Annotated in this window: 15 protein-coding genes; 8 read left to right on the top strand and 7 right to left on the bottom strand. The window is 72.5% G+C overall.

Annotated elements, in window-relative coordinates; genetic code table 11:
• Window positions 1-12: 12 nt before the first annotated feature.
• From HD601_RS00340 to HD601_RS00375, 8 genes are all read left to right on the top strand, one after another.
• Window positions 13-2,439: an ATP-binding cassette domain-containing protein gene (locus tag HD601_RS00340; protein WP_184818277.1), complete on the top strand. Its 2,427-nt coding sequence runs from the start codon at window positions 13-15 to the stop codon at window positions 2,437-2,439.
• On the top strand, window positions 2,432-3,133 hold the full coding sequence (locus HD601_RS35285) for a response regulator (RefSeq protein WP_221440419.1): 702 nt from the start codon (window positions 2,432-2,434) through the stop codon (window positions 3,131-3,133). The genes HD601_RS00340 and HD601_RS35285 overlap by 8 nt, the downstream gene beginning before the upstream one ends.
• Window positions 3,130-4,257, top strand: a complete 1,128-nt coding sequence (locus tag HD601_RS00350; RefSeq protein WP_184818279.1) for a substrate-binding domain-containing protein — start codon at window positions 3,130-3,132, stop codon at window positions 4,255-4,257. Before HD601_RS35285 ends, HD601_RS00350 begins: the two co-directional genes overlap by 4 nt.
• Window positions 4,254-5,396: an ABC transporter permease subunit gene (locus HD601_RS00355; protein WP_184818281.1), complete on the top strand. Its 1,143-nt coding sequence runs from the start codon at window positions 4,254-4,256 to the stop codon at window positions 5,394-5,396. The genes HD601_RS00350 and HD601_RS00355 overlap by 4 nt, the downstream gene beginning before the upstream one ends.
• Window positions 5,397-5,449: 53 nt before the next feature.
• Window positions 5,450-6,652 (top strand): ROK family protein, encoded by a 1,203-nt coding sequence (locus tag HD601_RS00360; protein ID WP_184818283.1) that lies wholly within the window; start codon window positions 5,450-5,452, stop codon window positions 6,650-6,652.
• 94 nt (window positions 6,653-6,746) lie between these two features.
• Window positions 6,747-7,829, top strand: coding sequence for a substrate-binding domain-containing protein (locus HD601_RS00365; protein WP_221440420.1), 1,083 nt, complete (start codon window positions 6,747-6,749; stop codon window positions 7,827-7,829).
• Window positions 7,830-7,983: 154 nt separating this feature from the next.
• A complete protein-coding gene (locus HD601_RS00370) occupies window positions 7,984-8,829 on the top strand; it encodes an ATP-binding cassette domain-containing protein (RefSeq protein WP_184818285.1) in 846 nt (281 codons plus the stop codon).
• A complete protein-coding gene (locus HD601_RS00375) occupies window positions 8,826-10,088 on the top strand; it encodes a sugar ABC transporter permease (protein WP_184818287.1) in 1,263 nt (420 codons plus the stop codon). The genes HD601_RS00370 and HD601_RS00375 overlap by 4 nt, the downstream gene beginning before the upstream one ends.
• Before the next feature lie 59 nt (window positions 10,089-10,147).
• Here the strand turns inward: HD601_RS00375 and HD601_RS00380 are convergent, their stop codons facing one another.
• From HD601_RS00380 to HD601_RS00410, 7 genes are all read right to left on the bottom strand, one after another.
• Window positions 10,148-11,716 carry a tripartite tricarboxylate transporter permease gene (locus HD601_RS00380; RefSeq protein ID WP_184818289.1) on the bottom strand — a complete coding sequence of 523 codons (1,569 nt, stop codon included), beginning with the start codon at window positions 11,714-11,716 and terminating at the stop codon, window positions 10,148-10,150.
• Window positions 11,716-12,234 carry a tripartite tricarboxylate transporter TctB family protein gene (locus HD601_RS00385; RefSeq protein WP_184818291.1) on the bottom strand — a complete coding sequence of 173 codons (519 nt, stop codon included), beginning with the start codon at window positions 12,232-12,234 and terminating at the stop codon, window positions 11,716-11,718. The genes HD601_RS00380 and HD601_RS00385 overlap by 1 nt, the downstream gene beginning before the upstream one ends.
• Window positions 12,227-13,276, bottom strand: coding sequence for a Bug family tripartite tricarboxylate transporter substrate binding protein (locus HD601_RS00390; RefSeq protein WP_184818293.1), 1,050 nt, complete (start codon window positions 13,274-13,276; stop codon window positions 12,227-12,229). The genes HD601_RS00385 and HD601_RS00390 overlap by 8 nt, the downstream gene beginning before the upstream one ends.
• Window positions 13,277-13,356: 80 nt before the next feature.
• Window positions 13,357-14,175 (bottom strand): haloacid dehalogenase type II, encoded by an 819-nt coding sequence (locus HD601_RS00395; RefSeq protein ID WP_221440421.1) that lies wholly within the window; start codon window positions 14,173-14,175, stop codon window positions 13,357-13,359.
• Window positions 14,172-14,588: a VOC family protein gene (locus HD601_RS00400; RefSeq protein WP_184818295.1), complete on the bottom strand. Its 417-nt coding sequence runs from the start codon at window positions 14,586-14,588 to the stop codon at window positions 14,172-14,174. Before HD601_RS00400 ends, HD601_RS00395 begins: the two co-directional genes overlap by 4 nt.
• 19 nt (window positions 14,589-14,607) lie before the next feature.
• Window positions 14,608-15,675: an isocitrate/isopropylmalate family dehydrogenase gene (locus HD601_RS00405; RefSeq protein ID WP_184818297.1), complete on the bottom strand. Its 1,068-nt coding sequence runs from the start codon at window positions 15,673-15,675 to the stop codon at window positions 14,608-14,610.
• 119 nt (window positions 15,676-15,794) lie between these two features.
• The gene (locus HD601_RS00410) at window positions 15,795-16,484 is read right to left on the bottom strand and encodes a GntR family transcriptional regulator (RefSeq protein ID WP_184818299.1); all 690 of its coding nucleotides are present in this window, start codon (window positions 16,482-16,484) and stop codon (window positions 15,795-15,797) included.
• Window positions 16,485-16,572: the final 88 nt, after the last annotated feature.

Raw genomic sequence — 16,572 nt, forward strand, 5'->3', positions numbered from 1 at the left:
AAGATGGGGGGCATGACCGACGGCGACGGCCGCCGCGGCACGGCCGCGCCCATGCTGGTGATGCGCGGCGTCACCAAGCGCTACGGGCGGCTGCGGGCGCTCGACGGCGTCAGCTTCGAGCTGCGCGGCGGCGAGATCGTCGCCGTCGTGGGCGAGAACGGCGCCGGCAAGTCCACGCTGGTCCGCTGCCTGGCCGGCGACATCGACATCGACGAGGGCCAGGTCGACGTCAGCCGGCCGGTCGCCGTCGTCTGGCAGGACCTCGGCCTGTGCGACGACCTCGACGTCGTGGCGAACGTCTTCCTCGGCCGCGAGCGGTCGCGGGTGCTGCTGGCCGAGCGACGCATGGCCGCCGACGCCCGCCGGACGCTCGAGCGGTTCGGCTCGCAGCTCACCGACGTGCACGCCCGCGTCGACACCCTCTCGCGCGGCCAGCGCCAGGAGGTCGCGCTGGCGCGGGCGCTCTCCGCCGACGCGGACATCTACATCCTCGACGAGCCCACCGCCTCGCTAAGCGTGCTGCGCCGGGCCGAGATCATGCGCGTGCTCGGCGAGCTGCGCGACGCCGGCCGGGCGATCCTGCTGGTCAGCCACGATCTCGACGAGGTCTTCGCGCTGGCCGACCGCATCGTGGTGCTCCGGCACGGCCGCATCGTCGCCGAGGCGTCGCCGGCCGAGGTGCACTCCGACGACATCGCCGCGCTGATGTCGGGCATCGAGACCGAGTCCGCGGCCCGGCGGCAGCTGAACCGCCTCAAGAGCCTGGTCGACCAGCTCTCGGCCGCCGACCCCGCCGCGTCCCTGCCGCTCGTCGTGTCGGCGACCGCCGCCGCGCTCGACCAGGACATGCTCTGCGTGCACCTGCTCGACCACACGCCACGGGGTTCCATGCTGCGCCGCAGCGCCGCCATCGGCGTGCCGCCGGCGCTGGCCGACGACGCCGAGCTGCTCCCCATCGGCACGGCCGGCGGCCTGGTCGGCACGGCGGCCTCGCTCGGCCAGCTCGTCGTCACCGACGACCTCAGCGACGAGGCGGCCTGGACGGGGTACCTGCGGCTCGCGTCCGAGGCCGGCGTGCGCAGCGCCTGGTCCGCGCCCATCGTCGGCTCGGCCGGCGTCCTGGGCACCATCACCGGGTTCAGCACGTCGGCCGGCCGCCTCGACGCCGACCGGCGCGAGCTGGTCTCGCTCTACGCCGGGCACGCGGCCAGTGCCATCGAGCGCGAGCAGCTGATCGAAGAGGTCAGCCGCCGCAACGAGATCCTCGAGTCGCTGCGGGCCATGCTCGAGACCCTGGCCGGACCCGACCGCGTCGACGGCGGGCTGTCCGCCGCGCTGCTCGCGCTCTGCCGCGGCCTGGGCGCCCGCACGGCCGGCATGCTGCTCACCGACGTCACCGAGATCACCGGCGGCGAGCCCCGCTGGGTGCACATCGGCATCGACGAGACTCTCGAGTCCGACGGCGCCGACCTGCGCCGCTTCGCCGAGGCCGCGCCCGGCGACGTCGACCGCCCGCAGCGCCTCGGCGACGGCCTGGCCATCGCGGGGCTGCCGATCCCCGGCGGCACCGGGCTGCTGCTGGCCCGCTGGGACGACCCCGCCGAGCCCGGCCGCGACGCCGTCGAGCTGCTCGACGACGCCCGCCGCTCGCTCGCCCTGGCGCTCGAGCGCGAGGTGCTCGAGCGGGCCCGCCAGGAGGCGGCCGCGGCACGCCGTTCCCAGCAGCTGCAGCGCCAGGTGCTGCAGCAGCTCAGCCACGAGCTGCGCACGCCGCTGACCGCGATCCACGGGTACGCCTCCACGCTGCAGCAGCGCGACCTCACCTGGGACGCCGACTCCGTCGACCGGTTCCTCGCGGCCATCACCACCGAGTCCGCGCGCATGGAGCGCCTGGTCGGCGACCTCCTCGACTCCTCCGCCATCGAGTCCGGCCTGCTGCGGCTGCGCCGCGACTGGACCGATCTGCGGCTCGTGCTCGAGGCGGCGGCGGCCTGCGTCCCCGACCGCGACCGCATCCAGGTCAGCGTCGCCGCGAGCGTGCCGTCCATCTGGGCCGACCACGACCGCCTCGAGCAGGTGTTCGTCAACCTCCTCGAGAACGCCGTCCGCCACGGCGGCGCCGACGGCTGGGTCCAGGTCACCGCGGTGGCGGCCGCCGACGCGTCCGCCGTCGAGATCCTGGTCAGCGACGACGGTGAGGGCATCCCGCCGGAGCTGGCCGAGCGGATCTTCGAGCCCCGGGTCCGCGGCGACGGCAGCCACGGCGCCGGGCTCGGGCTGACGATCGTCCGCGGCATCGCCGAGGCGCACGGCGGCCACTGCGACCTGCTGGCCGGGCCGCGGCCGGTCTTCCGCGTGACGCTGCCGATCGAGCCGGTCGACGGCGACACCGCCGACCGCGAGCTCGCCGACGCGGCGGGGGCACAGGGTCGTGGCTGACGCGCCCGGAGTCCTCATCGTCGAGGACGACCGCATGATCGTGGACCTGCTGCGGTCCAACCTGACCGCGCGGGGCTACCGCGTCGTCGTCTCCTACGACGGCGCCGACCTGCTGCGCCTGCTCGACGAGGCCGCGCCCGACGTCGTCCTGCTCGACCTCATGCTGCCCGGCCGCGACGGGTTCGACCTGTGCTGGGCCGTGCGCGACCGCTCCGACGTCGGCATCATCGTGCTGTCGGCGCGACGCGGCGAGACCGACAAGGTCAAGGCGCTGAACCTGGGCGCCGACGACTACCTCACCAAGCCGTTCGGCATCGAGGAGCTGCTCGCCCGCATCCACGCGACCATGCGCCGGGCCCGGCAGCCGCACGCGCCGCGCCACGCCGCACCCCAGGTCCGGGTGGGCGACGTGCGCATCGACTTCGACGCGCAGCTGGTCACCAAGGCGGGCCGGCGGGTCCACCTCACCCGCACCGAGTACGCGCTGCTGCGCGAGCTGGCCACCAACCCCGGTAAGCTGCTCTCGCACGCCGAGCTGCTGCAGCGGGTGTGGGGGCCGGGCTACGAGACGCAGACGGAGTACACCCGCGTCTACGTGGGCCGGCTGCGGGCGAAGCTCGAGGGCGACGACGGCCCTGAGTTGATCGTCACCGAGCCGCGCGCCGGCTACCGGTTCACCACGGACCACCGATGAGCCGACGTCTCGCCGCCGCCGCACTGCCCCTCGTGCTCGCCCTCGCCGTGGGGGCGTCCGCCTGCGGGGCTGTGACCAGCGGCGACGGCGCCCGCGGCGACGACGGCACCTACCGCATCGCGTTCCTGCTGCCGGAGAACAAGACGGCGCGCTACGAGTCGCACGACCGCCCGGCGTTCGTCGAGCGGGTCGCCGAGGTCTGCCCCGAGTGCGAGACCATCGTCAGCAACGCCGACCAGGACGCCGCCCACCAGCAGGCGCAGGCCGAGGCCGCCATCACCAACGGCGCCGACGTGCTGGTGCTCGACCCCGTCGACTCGCGGGCCGCGTCGGTCATCGCCCGGCACGCCGACGCCGCCGGCATCCCCGTCGTCAGCTACGACCGGCTGGTCTTCGACGCCCCGGTCGACTTCCACATCAGCTTCGACAACGAGCAGGTCGGCCGGCTGCAGGCGTCGGTGCTGCTCGACGCCGTCGCCGCCCGGGGCGTCAGCAGCATCGACGGCCCCGGCTCGCTGGTGGTGCTGAACGGCTCGCCCACCGACGCCAACGTCGCCCAGTTCCGGCAGGGCGCCCGCATGGTCTTCGAGGCCAGTGGGGCACCCGTCGGAGCCGAGGTCGACATCCCCGACTGGTCGCCGGACCAGGCGCAGGAGGCCATGGAGCGGGCGCTCGCGACGCTCGGCCGCGACCAGGTCGCCGGCGTCTACGCAGCCAACGACGGCGTGGCCGGCGGCGCCATCGCGGCGATGAAGGCCGCCGGGCTCGACCCGCTGCCGCCGGTGACGGGACAGGACGCCGAGCTGGCCGCCGTGCGCCGCATCCTCACCGGAGAGCAGTACATGACGGTCTACAAGGCGGTCCGCACCGAGGCCCACGCAGCCGCCGACCTCGCCGTCAGCCTGGCCCGCACCGGCGAGCCGCCCGAGGGTCTGCGCAACAGCTGGGTCGACAACGAGTACGCCTCGATCCCGGCGCTCATGCTCGAGCCGGTCGCCGTCACCCGCGACACCATCGCCGCCACCGTGGTCGCCGACGGCTTCTGGTCGGTCGAGGAGATCTGCGACGGCCTCGCGGCCGAGTGCGCGGCGGCCGGCCTCACCGAGGGCGGGCCGGCTTCGTGAGCGCGCACGTGTCGCCGGCGCGGCTCGGCCGCCTCGCCCCGCCGCTCGCGCTGGTCGTGATCTGGCTGGTCATGACGCTGATCAACCCGCGGTTCCTGTCCGCGGTGAACCTCACCAACCTCATGCTGCAGATCGTGGCCGTCGGCGCCGTGGCGGTGGCGGTGGTGCTGGTGCTGCTGATCGGCGAGATCGACCTGTCCGTCGGCGCGGTGTCGGGGCTGGGGGCGGGCGTCACCGCCGTGCTCAGCGTGAAGCAGGACTGGCCCGCCGTCCTCGCCATCGTCGCCGGGCTGCTCACCGGCGCGCTGGTCGGCCTGCTGCATGCCACCATCGTGACCCGCGTCGGCGTCGCCTCGTTCGTCGTCACGCTCGCGGGGCTGCTGACCTGGCAGGGCGCCCTCCAGCTGGTCCTGGGCGACACCGGCACCGTCAACATCGACGACCCGCAGCTGGTCGCGATCGCCGGCACCTTCCTCACCCCCGCGGCCGGGTGGCTGATCGCCGCCGTCATCATGGCCGGCGCGGTCGTGGCCGTCGTGGCGCACGTGCGCGGGGACCGGCCGCGGCGGGTCTGGCCGTGGGTGCTCGCCGGCACCGTCGCGCCGGTGGCGGTCCTGGTGTTCAACGCCGACCGCGGCGTGCCGCTCGCCGTCGTCGTGTTCCTGCTGCTCATCGCCGGCGGCGACGTCGTCATGCGCCGCACCGCCCTCGGCCGGCACGCCGTCGCGACCGGGAGCAACGCGTCGGGGGCGCGGCGGGCCGGCATCGCGGTCGACCGCATCCGCATGACGGTGTTCGCGCTCGCCTCGGTCCTCGCGGTCATCGGCGGCATCCTGGCGGCGTCGCGGCTGCTCGCCGTCAACCAGTCGTCGGGCAGCACCGACCTCATGCTCACCGCCGTCGCGGCGGCGGCCATCGGCGGTGCGAGCCTGTTCGGCGGGCGGGGCACGGTGTGGTCGGCGCTGCTGGGCGCCCTGGTCGTCGGTTCGCTGGCCAACGGCCTGGACCTGCTGGGAGCCTCGTCGGCCATCCGGCTGATCGCCACTGGTGTGGTGCTCGCCCTCGCCGTCGGGCTCGACACCGTCGCGCACCGTGCCGAGCGGCAGCCGTTCACCGAGCATTCGCGGCCCGGCCGCTAGGGCGGGACTATTGGGCGCAACTGGCGCTTGCGCGGCGGTGTAGCGTTCGGAATGTGACGACAACGCGCCCTGGATCGCTCTCCGCGCTTCGCCTGGCCAACCGGCGGCGGCTGCTGTCGGCCCTGCAGGACGGGCGCCAGATCAGCCAGGCCGAGCTCGCGCGGCTGACCGGCCTCGCGCCGGCCACGGTCTCCGGACTCGTGCGCGACCTCGCCGACGAGGGTGAGCTCGAGGTCGGCGAGGGCGTCGCCAACGGCCGGCGCAGCCGCATGGTGCGGCGCTCGCCGCAGCGGCTGCGGTACGGCATCGGGCTGTACCTCGGCCGTGCCCACGTCGAGGCCGTCGCCGGGACCGAGGCCGGCGACCTGCTGGCCGAGTCGTCGGCCGAGCTCGCCCCCGGGTACACGCCGGACGCCGCCATCGCGGCCATCGCCGCGCTGGCGGCCACCGTGCGCGAGCGGGCCGGGCTGACCGCGGACCAGGTGACCGGCGTCGCCGTCGCGGTCCCGGCCCCGGTCGACGTGCGAACGGGCACCCTGACCGAGGCGGTGGTCCTGCCCGCGCTCGACGGCGTCGCCCTGCGCGAGCGGCTGGGCCCGGCGCTGGACCGGCCGGTGGTCGTCGAGAACGACGCGAATCTCGGCGCGCTCGCCCTGACGCGGCGGGCCGGAGCGGGCGCCGGGCCGCTGGTGTACGTCAAGGTCGCGACGGGCATCGGCGCGGGGGTCGCCGTCGACGGCCGCCTCGTGCGCGGCGCCGCCGGGTCCGCCGGCGAGATCGGCCACCTCCCGCTCGACCCGGGCCTGACGACGGTGTGCCGGTGCGGGCGCCGCGGCTGCCTCGAGACCGTCGGCTCCGCGGCGGCGGTCGGGACCGCGCTGGCGGCGGCGCTGGGCCGCGAGGTCGGCCCGGCCGGGCTGCACGACCTGATCGCCGAGGGACACCCCGTCGCGGCGCGGGTGCTCGAGGACGCGGGCGAGGCGCTGGGCCGCGGGCTGGGCTGGCTGTCCATGGTCGTCGACCCGGCCGAGATCGTGCTGGGCGGGCCGCTGACCAGCGCTGGGGAGGCCTGGCTGCGCCCGGTCGTGCGGGGCTTCCGCCGCGCGGTCCTGCCCGGCGCGGCGCGGCGGACCCGGATCAGCCTCTCACCGCTCGGCGAGAGGACCGAGTCGGTGGGCGCACTGATCGCCAGTCTCACGGAGAATTCGCACATTGCCGTCGAAATGCGAACAGATAAACAAGATGTAAACGCGTAATGTATTTGAGCCTTGACGGCAATCGGAGGGGAGCAGCAGACTCGTCCCACCCGGACCGGTCCGACGATCCGTGGCGACCCAAAGGAGGGTTAACGTGCACCAGCCCATTCGACGGGCTGCCGTCCTGACCATCGCCGCCCTGGCGGCCGGCACGCTCGCGGCGTGCGGCGCCAACGAGGAGTCCGGCGGCGGTGGCGACGGTGAGACCACCGGCGGAGGCGCCGCCACCATCGCGCTGCTGCTGCCCGAGTCGGCGACGGCCCGCTACGAGGCGTTCGACAAGCCGCTGTTCGAGGCCAAGATCCAGGACCTGTGCTCCGACTGCGAGGTCGTCTACTTCAACGCCGACCAGGACGAGGCCCAGCAGGCCGAGCAGGTCGACTCCGCGATCTCCCAGAACGTCGACGTCATGGTGCTGGACCCGGTCAACGGCCAGTCCGCGGCGTCCCTGGTGGCCGACGCGCAGGCCGCGGACATCCCGGTCATCGCCTACGACCGCTTCATCGAGGGCGCGGACTACTACACCTCGTTCGACAACGAGAAGGTCGGCGAGCTGCAGGGGCAGGCGCTGGTCGACGCCGTCGGCGGCCCCGGCGACATCCTCATGCTGAACGGGTCGCCCGACGACCCCAACGCCGCCCAGTTCAAGTCCGGCGCGCACAGCGTCATCGACGCGAGCGACCTCACCGTCCTGGCCGAGTACGACAACCCGGATTGGAGCCCGGACAACGCCCAGGCGTTCACCACCGACCAGCTCGACACCATCGACCCCGCCACGCTGGCCGGCGTCTACGCCGCCAACGACGGCCAGGCCGGCGGCGTCATCGCGGCACTGACGGGGGCCGGACTGGCCGCCGACGCGCTGCCGCCGGTGACCGGTCAGGACGCCGAGCTCGCCGCGATCCAGCGCATCGTCGCCGGTGAGCAGTACATGACCATCTACAAGCCGATCAAGGGCGAGGCCGAGGGCGCCGCCCAGATGGCCATCTCGATCGTCAATGGCGAGGACGTCGCCGACACCACCGACTTCCAGGGCGTGCCGTCGCTGATCCTCGACCCGATCGTGGTCACCCAGGACAACGTCGGCGACACCGTCGTGGCGGACGAGTTCTGGAGCGTCGACGAGATCTGCACCGCCGACTACGCGGACGCCTGCGCGGCCGCGGGGCTCAGCTGATCCTTCGAAACGAGACACATCGAGGGTGGCACCGTGAGCCGGGAATCCCCCGGCCGGTGCCACGCTCTCATCCCTTGGGCGAGAGCGTGGTACCGACCGAGACGGACCTCCCGGTCGGGTGCCACCCTTGATGACGAGTGAGGAGATGGTGCGGATGAGCGTCGCCACGCACGAGAGCGGGTCCCCCGCCAGAACGACACAGCCGGTCCTGGAGCTCACCGGGATCGGGAAGCACTTCGGCGCCGTGCAGGCGCTGGCCGGCGTCGACTTCGAGGTCCACCCCGGCGAGGTGGTCGCCCTCGTCGGCGACAACGGCGCGGGCAAGTCGACCCTCGTCAAGATCATGTCCGGCGTGTACCAGGCCGACTCCGGCAGCATGCGGGTCGAGGGCCGCGAGGTGCACGTCCACAGCCCCAGCGCCGCGCAGTCGCTGGGCATCGCCACGGTCTTCCAGGACCTCGCGCTCTGCGACAACCTCGACGTCGTGGCCAACCTGTTCCTCGGCAGCGAGCTCGGCCTGAACGCCTGGATGGACGAGGTCGCCATGGAGAAGGAGTCGTGGCGGCTGCTGCGCGAGCTCGGGGCCAAGATCCCGACGGTGCGCATCCCCGTCGCCAGCCTCTCCGGCGGGCAGCGGCAGACCGTCGCCATCGCCCGCAGCCTGGTCGGCAGCCCCAAGGTGGTCATGCTCGACGAGCCGACCGCCGCCCTGGGCGTCGCGCAGACCGCCGAGGTGCTGAACCTCGTCGAGCGCCTGCGCGAGCAGCACCTCGGCGTGGTCCTGATCAGCCACAACATGGCCGACGTTCAGGCCGTCGCCGACCGCATCGTGGTGCTGCGACTGGGTCGCAACGAGGCCGAGTTCCGCACCGTCGACGTCACGACCGAGCAGCTCGTCGCCGCCATCACCGGCGCGTCGGACAACGTCGTGGCCGAGCGCAACGCCCGCCACACCCAGCCGCCGGCCGGCGAGACCGCCACTCGGGAGGACGAGGCATGAGCACCACGCGCACCGCGCCCTCCGACGAGACCGCGGCCCGGTCCGAACTGCTCGACGAGCGGCTCGCCCAGGACACCGGCCTGCGCGGCGCCGCCGACGCGTTCCGGCGCCGGGTCCGCGACGGTGACCTCGGCCTGCTGCCGGTGGTCGTCGGCCTGCTCGTCATCGGCCTGGTCTTCTACCTGCAGGACGTCACGTACCTGTCGTCGAGCAACCTGGTCAACATCACGCTGAACGCGGTGCCGTACGGCATCATCGCGGTCGGCATCGTGCTGGTGCTGCTGCTCGGCGAGATCGACCTGTCCGTCGGCTCCATCAGCGGACTGGCCGGGTCCATCACCGCGGTGCTGGTGGTGCAGAACGACGTGCCGCTGGTGTTCGGCCTGCTGGCCGGCGCCGGGACGGGTGCGGCCATCGGCATCGCGTACGGCCTGATCTTCACCAAGATCGGCGTGCCGAGCTTCGTCATCACGCTGGCCGGCCTGCTCGGCTTCGTCGGCCTGCAGTACGTGGTGCTCGGCGACACCGGCACCATCAACCTCCCCCGCACGTCGCCGCTGGCCCAGTTCGCCCGCGAGGACTTCCTCAGCCCGGCGGTGTCCTACATCGTCGTGGTCGTGGTCACCGCGCTGTACGCGCTGGTCAGCATCATCGGGATCCGGCGGCGGACGGCGGCCGGGCTGCCCGCGCAGTCGCTGACGCTGGTGCTGATCAAGTCGGCGGTCATGCTGGCCGGCCTCGGCTTCCTCACGTACTACCTGAACATCGACCGCGGCTGGGGCTTCGCGGTGGTCTTCTTCATCGCGCTGGTCGTGCTCCTCGACCTGGTGCTGCGCAAGACCACGTGGGGCCGGCACCTGTACGCCGTCGGCGGCAACGTCGAGGCGGCCCGCCGCTCCGGCATCAACGTCAACTGGATCTACATCTCGGCGTTCTCGCTGACCGGCCTGCTGGCCGCGACGGGCGGCCTGATGTTCCTGGCCCGGCTGACGTCGGTGTCGCAGGCCAGCGGCAGCAACGACGTCAACCTCACCGCCATCGCGGCGGCCGTCATCGGCGGTGTCAGCCTCTTCGGCGGACGGGGCTCGGCGTACTCCGCCCTGCTGGGCGTGCTGGTGCTGACCGCCATCAACAGCGGCCTCAACCGCATCGGCGTGGACTCCTCGGTGCGCTACATCGTCACCGGAGCGGTGCTGCTGCTCGCGGTGTCGATCGACGCGATCGCCCGGCGCGCCCGCGCCAGCAGCGGCCGAGGTTGACGCTCGTCGAGAAGGACAGGGAGTCCGGCGGCGCGCACGTACGCCGCCGGACTCCCGCTCTACTTCGTGTCGCTCGTGGCGCTCGGCTCGCTGGGTGCGAGCCCGGCCGCGTCCACGTCCCCGTCGTCGACGGCGTCGCGGGCCCGGCCGAAGCGGCGGCTCACCAGCGGCAGCACGATCATCACGGCGGCCAGTCCCAGCACGATCGCGCTGAACGGGCGCTGCAGGAAGACCAGGAAGTCGCCGTCGCCCAGCTCGAGCGCCCGCCGGAACTGCGTCTCGACCAGCGGGCCGAGGATCACCCCGAGGATGGCCGGCGCGATCGGGAAGTCGTAGCGCCGCATCAGCAGCCCGATGGCGCCGATGGCGTACACCATCAGCAGGTCGATGTAGCTGTTGCGGATGCTGTAGACGCCCAGGGTGGCGAAGACCAGGATCCCTGAGAACAGGAACGGCGCCGGGATCTTCAGGATCTTCACCCACAGCCGGATCATCGGGATGTTGATCACGAACAGCAGGATGTTCCCGATGTAGAAGCTGGCGATCAGCGGCCAGACGATCGTGCCGCTGGACTCGAACAGCCGCGGCCCGGGCTGGATGTTGTAGATCTGGAACGCCGACAGCATGATGGCCGCCGTCGCCGACGTCGGGATGCCCAGCGTCAGCAGCGGCACCATGACGCCGGAGAACGAGGCGCTGGCCGCGGCCTCCGGACCGGCCATGCCCTCGGGCGCGCCCTTGCCGAACTCCTTCTTGTTCTTCGACAGACGCTTCTCCAGGCCGTAGCTGAGGAACGTCGGGATCTCGGCGCCGCCGCTCGGCAGCGCCCCGAACGTGAACCCCAGCCCGGAGCCGCGCAGCCACGGCTTCCAGACCCGCCGCAGCTCACCCCGGTTGGGCCAGAAGCGACCGGTCAGGGGGACGACGGTGTCGCCTCCGGCCAGCGTGCGGGCGGCCCCGTAGAGCGCCTCGGCCACCGCGAACAGCCCGATCACGACCAGCACCTCGTCGATGCCGTCGCTGAGCTGCGCGATGCCGAACGTGAAGCGGGCGTCGCCGCTGACGAAGTCGATGCCGATGAGCCCGGCCCACAGCCCGATGAACAGGCTCAGCATGCCGCGCACCAGGGAGTGCCCGACCAGCGCGGTGACGCTGGCGAACGCGAACACCATGAGCGCGAAGTAGTCCGTCGCGCGCAGCTGGCTGGCCACCTCGACCAGCACCGGGCTGAGGAACGTCAGGCCCAGCGTCGCGATGGTGCCGGCGATGACCGCGCCGATGATCGAGATCGACAGCGCCACGCCGGCCCGGCCAGACTTCGCCATGGCGTAGCCCTCGATGGCCGTCACGACCTGTGACGACTCCCCCGGCGTGTTCATCAGGACCGACGTGATCGATCCGCCGTAGAGCGCGCCGAAGTAGATGCCGCCGAACACCAGGAACGCCGCGGTCGGCTCGAACGTGTACGTCAGCGGCAGCAGCAGCGCGATCGTCAGCGGCGGGCCGACACCCGGCAGCACCCCGACGAAGGTCCCGATGAGCACGCCGAGCGCGCCGTAGACCAGGTACTGCGGCTGCAGCACCGTGCCGAAGCCGTCGAGCAGGTTGACGAACAGGTCCCCGCCCATCACAGCACCGCTTCCAGGAGGCCCGCGGGCAGCTGGACGCCCAGCAGCTCGGTGAACCCGTAGTAGATGGCCAGCGCGAGCACGACACCGACGACGATGTTGAGCCACCAGCGCTTCTCGCCCAGCAGCCGCGCGACGACGACGAACAGGACCGCCGTCCCCGCCGGGTAGCCGATCCCGCCGACGAGCAGCGCGTAGCCGAGGAGCACCAGGGCGATCCAGAGCACGACCCGCATCCGGGTGGACCGCCGCTCGCCGGCCAGGTGCGCGATGAGCTGCGGGTCGCTCTGGCGGATCGACTGGATCAGGAAGAGCACGCTGAAGAGGATCAGTCCGGCGCCGACGATGAGCGGGAAGGTGCCGGAGCTGTCCGCCTCGAAGTCCCGGCGGGCCGCCAGCTGGAGCGCGAGGTAGCCGATCGCGGTGGATGCCGCGACCAGCACCACCCCGACGATCACCAGCTCGTAGCGGCCCACGCGCGACTGCGGGGCGGCGGCGGCCTGCCGGGTGTCAGCCATCGATCAGGCCCAGTCCGGCGAGCGCTTGGCCGATGCGGTCGGACTCGGTCTGCATGTAGTCGCCGAACTCGGTGCCGCCCTTGAAGGTGTCGGCCCACGACTTGGCCTCGAGGATCTCGGCCCACTCATCGGTCCCGCGCATCTGGTCGATGAGGTCGACGACCTTGTCGCGGTCCTCGTCGGAGATGTCCGGCGGACCGACGACGCCACGCCAGTTCGCCATGGTGAGGTCGGCGCTCAGGCCGGCCTCCTCGAACGTCGGCGCGTCGACGCCGTCGAGCCGCTCCGGACTGGACACCACCAACGGCACCGCGGAGCCGTCGGCGATCTGCGGGAGGATCTCGGAGATGCCCATGACCGACACGTCGGCGTCGCCGGACAGCAGCGCCGTCACCTGCTCGCTCGCGTTCTCGTACGGCACGTAGTTGAGCTCGGCCGGGTCGATGCCCTCGGACTGCGCCAGCAGCCCCATCAGCACCTGCTCGAGGCTGCCCGCGACGCTGCCGACGACGTTGACGCTGCCGGGGTCGCTCTTCAGCGCGCCGACCAGGTCCTGCAGCGTGGCGTACGGCGCGTCGGGCCGGGTGACGATGGTCAGGTACTCCGAGGCCAGCTCGGCGATCGGCGTGGTGTCGCCCTCGAGCGTGACCTCGATGTCCGACGTCTTCTCCGCGCCCAGGAGCACCGCGCTCACCGCGAGCAGCTGGTACGGGTCGCCGGACTCCTCGCGCACGAACTGGTTCAGTCCGAGCATGCTGCCGGCGCCGGGATTGTTGAACACCTGGATGTTGTCCTCGACCAGACCGGACTGCGTGAGCGCCTGCTGGACCGAGCGGCCCAGCTGGTCCAGGCCGCCACCCGGGCCGGACGGGACGGTGATGGTGAACGGCTCGGACGGGAAGTCGTCGCCGCCTCCGCCGCCCCCGGTGCTGCCGGTCGTGTCGGCCTGGCAGGCGGCCGCCGGCACGAGGGCGCAGACGACGGCGGCGGCCGCGGCGAGGCGGGCGCGCTTCCGGCGCCGGGATGCTGGTGCGAGGGTCATGGCCGAGCTCCTTCGTTGGACTGTGCCAATGGACGGGGGGTCTGTGGGGCGCGCGGGCTGCGTCGCGGGTGGGTGCGGGGTCAGAGGCCGAACTGCCGGGCGAGGTCGACCATGTCGTTGGCGACGACGTCGAACGAGTCGTCGATGGTGAGGTCGACGGTCGCGGCGGGCCCGTGCTCGAGCGGGCGCATGACGAACGCGGCGCGGAAGCCCTGGGCCTGGGCGGCACGCAGGTCGTACTGGTGCGCGGCGACCATCATGATCTCGTGCGGCTGGAGGTCGAGGTAGTCGACGGCCGAGCGGTAGGTCCGCGGGTCCGGCTTGTAGGCGCGGACGATCTCGGAGCTGAGGATCATGTCCCACGGCAGCTTCGCGTAGCGGGCCAGGTCGACGAGCAGCCGCACGTTCCCGTTGGACAGCGTCGCCAGGATGAACCGCTTGCGCAGTCGCTCCAGGCCCTCGACGGAGTCGCCCCACGGGTCGAGCCGGTGCCAGATCAGGTTGAGGTCGACCTTCTCCGGCTCGCTCAGGCAGGTGATGCCGTGCTTGCCCAGCAGCATGTCGAGCGCCTGCCGGTAGATGGTGTCGACGTTCGCCCAGGCGCCGTCGTGCGAGCCCTCCTCGGCCATGACGCGGTCCATGCCGGGGCGGTACTCGGCCCGCCACTCGTCGGCGAACGTCGGCCAGTCGACCTCGATGCCGTGCTTCTCGCTCAGCCGCCGGCCCTCGGCGATGATCGTGCTGCGGAAGTCGACGACGGTGCCGAAGACGTCGAACGTGAGCGCCTTGACGTCGGCGAGGTCGGGGCGGGGGCCAGCGGCCATGTGGTCCTCTCTCTGGATCGGGTGCGGGATCGGGTGCGGGGTCGTCTGCGGGTCCGGGGCGACGGCGGTGCTCACCACTCCTCCTCGACCAGCTCGAGGCGGACGCCGGCGGGCACGCCGGTGGGGAAGGCGCAGCGCCGGCCCTTGCCGCCGACGAACGGCCGGGTCTCGGCGTCGCCGGCCGCGACCAGCGCGGCCTCGACGTCGTCGACGGCGTAGCAGACGTGGTGCAGGCCCTCGCCGTGCTCGGCCAGGTACCGGGCGATCGGCCCGTCGGCGATCGGCGAGACCAGCTGCAGCGCCGTCCCGTCCTGGTCCGCCGGCGGGGCGAGGAACACCAGCCGCACGTTCTGGTCGTCGCCGGGGATCACCTCGTCGTGCACGGTGACCAGCCCGAACCGATCGGTGTGCCAGGCGATGACGGCGTCGGCGTCGCGGACGACCAGACCGACGTGGTCGATCCGGCGCGCGACGTGGGGTGCGCTCATGGTCGGGGTGCTCCTCTGCTCAGCCGAGGGCGGCGACGACGGCCGCGGTCAGCTCGGTGGTGGTGGCGGTGCCGCCGAGGTCGGGAGTGATCACGGTCCGGTCGGCGAGAACGCGGACGACGGCCGCGTCGACGACGGCGGCCACCTCGCGGGCGGCGGCGTCGTCGTGCCGGCGGCCCAGCCAGTCGAGCATCATGGCCGCGGACAGGATGGTCGCGACCGGGTTGGCGACGCCGCGCCCGGCGATGCCCGGCGCAGAGCCGTGGCTGGGCTGGAACATGGCGTGCTCGTCGCCGACGTCGCCCGACGGCGCCAGCCCGAGTCCGCCGACGGTCGCGCCGCCGAGGTCGGAGATGATGTCGCCGAACATGTTCTCGGTGACCACCACGTCGAACGTCTCGGGCCGCAGCACCTGGTAGGCGGTCATCGCGTCGATGTAGGCGTAGTCGGCCTCGACGGTGTCGTGCCCGGCCGCGACCCGGTCGAAGACGCGGCGGAAGAACGCGTACGCCGCGACGGCGTTCGACTTGTCGACGCAGGTGACCTTGCGCTTCCCGGCGCGCTGCTCGGCGAGGGCGAAGGCCGCCTCGCTCACCTTGCGGGTGCCGGTGTCGGTGATGGTCAGGGTGTCCGTGGCCACCTCCTCGCGGATGCACGTGCCGCTGGAGGCGAGCAGGCCCTCGACGTTCTCGCGGACGATGACGTAGTCGATCGGCGCGTCGCCGGCCAGCGGCGTCGGCACCCCGGCGAACGAGCGGATCGGCCGGATGCCGGCGTACAGGTCGAGCTCGAACCGGAGCCGGAGGATGACGTCGCCGTTGACCTCGCGGCCGTCGGGGTGGCGCGCCTCGGGCAGCCCGACCGCGCCCATGAGGATCGCGTCGGCCGCGGCGCAGGCGGTCAGCGTCTCGTCCGGGAGCGCCACGCCGGTGCGCTGCCACCGTCCCGCACTGGCGTCGTGCTCGGTGACGTCGAGCTCCACCCCGCCGTGGGCGGCCGCCGCGGCGCGGACCACGGCCAGCGCCGACTCGGTGACCTCGGGACCGATCCCGTCGCCGGGAAGGGTGACGATCGCGTAGCTGCTCACAGGGCCTCTCTCTGGTCGACGTCCGGCCATTCTGTTGTTGCCGGGAGATTACTGTCAAGAGTTAATTGTTGACAATATCTACGTCGACTGCGCCCCACGGTGCCGAGCGGGCGCCGTCGTCAGTCCTCGGTGTCGTCCTCGGGAAGGTCGGCGAGCAGGTAGCTGTAGGGGCGCTGGATGTGCTCCTCGATCAGCGTGACCGCCCGGGCGCTGTCGCCCGCCGCGAGCACGTCGCGGATGAGCTTGTGCTCCTTGTAGCCGACGTCGACGAAGTCGTGGTGGGCGGCGTTGCGCGTGCGCAGGAACAGCGCGACGTGGCTGCGGATGAACAGCCACGACTGCATCAGCCGGCTGTGGTTCGCCGCTTCGTAGACGAGGTCGTGGAAGGCCAGGCTCAGCGCGGCGGCCTCGTCGGGGGTGTAGTCGTCGGTGACGGCGCGCATGCGGTCGAGCACCTCGTCGAACTGCGCCAGCTGCCGTGGGGTGATGTGCTGGGCCGCGCGCTCGGCCGCGAGCCGCTCGAGCGCCAGCCGGAGGCTGTAGACCTCGTGCACGTCGCGCCGGGTCAGCCGGCGCACGAACGCCCCCCGGTGACGGCGCAGCTCGACGTGGCCCTCGTTGGCCAGCTGGGTCAGCGCCTCGCGCACCGGGCCGCGGCTCACGCCGAGGCTGGAGGCGATCTCGGTCTCCTTGAGGTGCTGACCGGCCTCGAGCGTCCCGCTGGTGATCATCTCGCGGAGCGTGTCGACCACGTTCTTCGAGAGCGCCGGCTGCATCGCCAGGGGCCCCATGACCTCGGACAGGCCCATCGGGCACCCTCCCAGATATTGTTGACAATAAACTCTTGACAGTTGGCCATCCAGGTTTCGACCATGGTAGCCGACCATTTCGACCCCA

The sequence above is a fragment of the Jiangella mangrovi genome, from assembly GCF_014204975.1.
Lineage (GTDB): Bacteria > Actinomycetota > Actinomycetes > Jiangellales > Jiangellaceae > Jiangella > Jiangella mangrovi.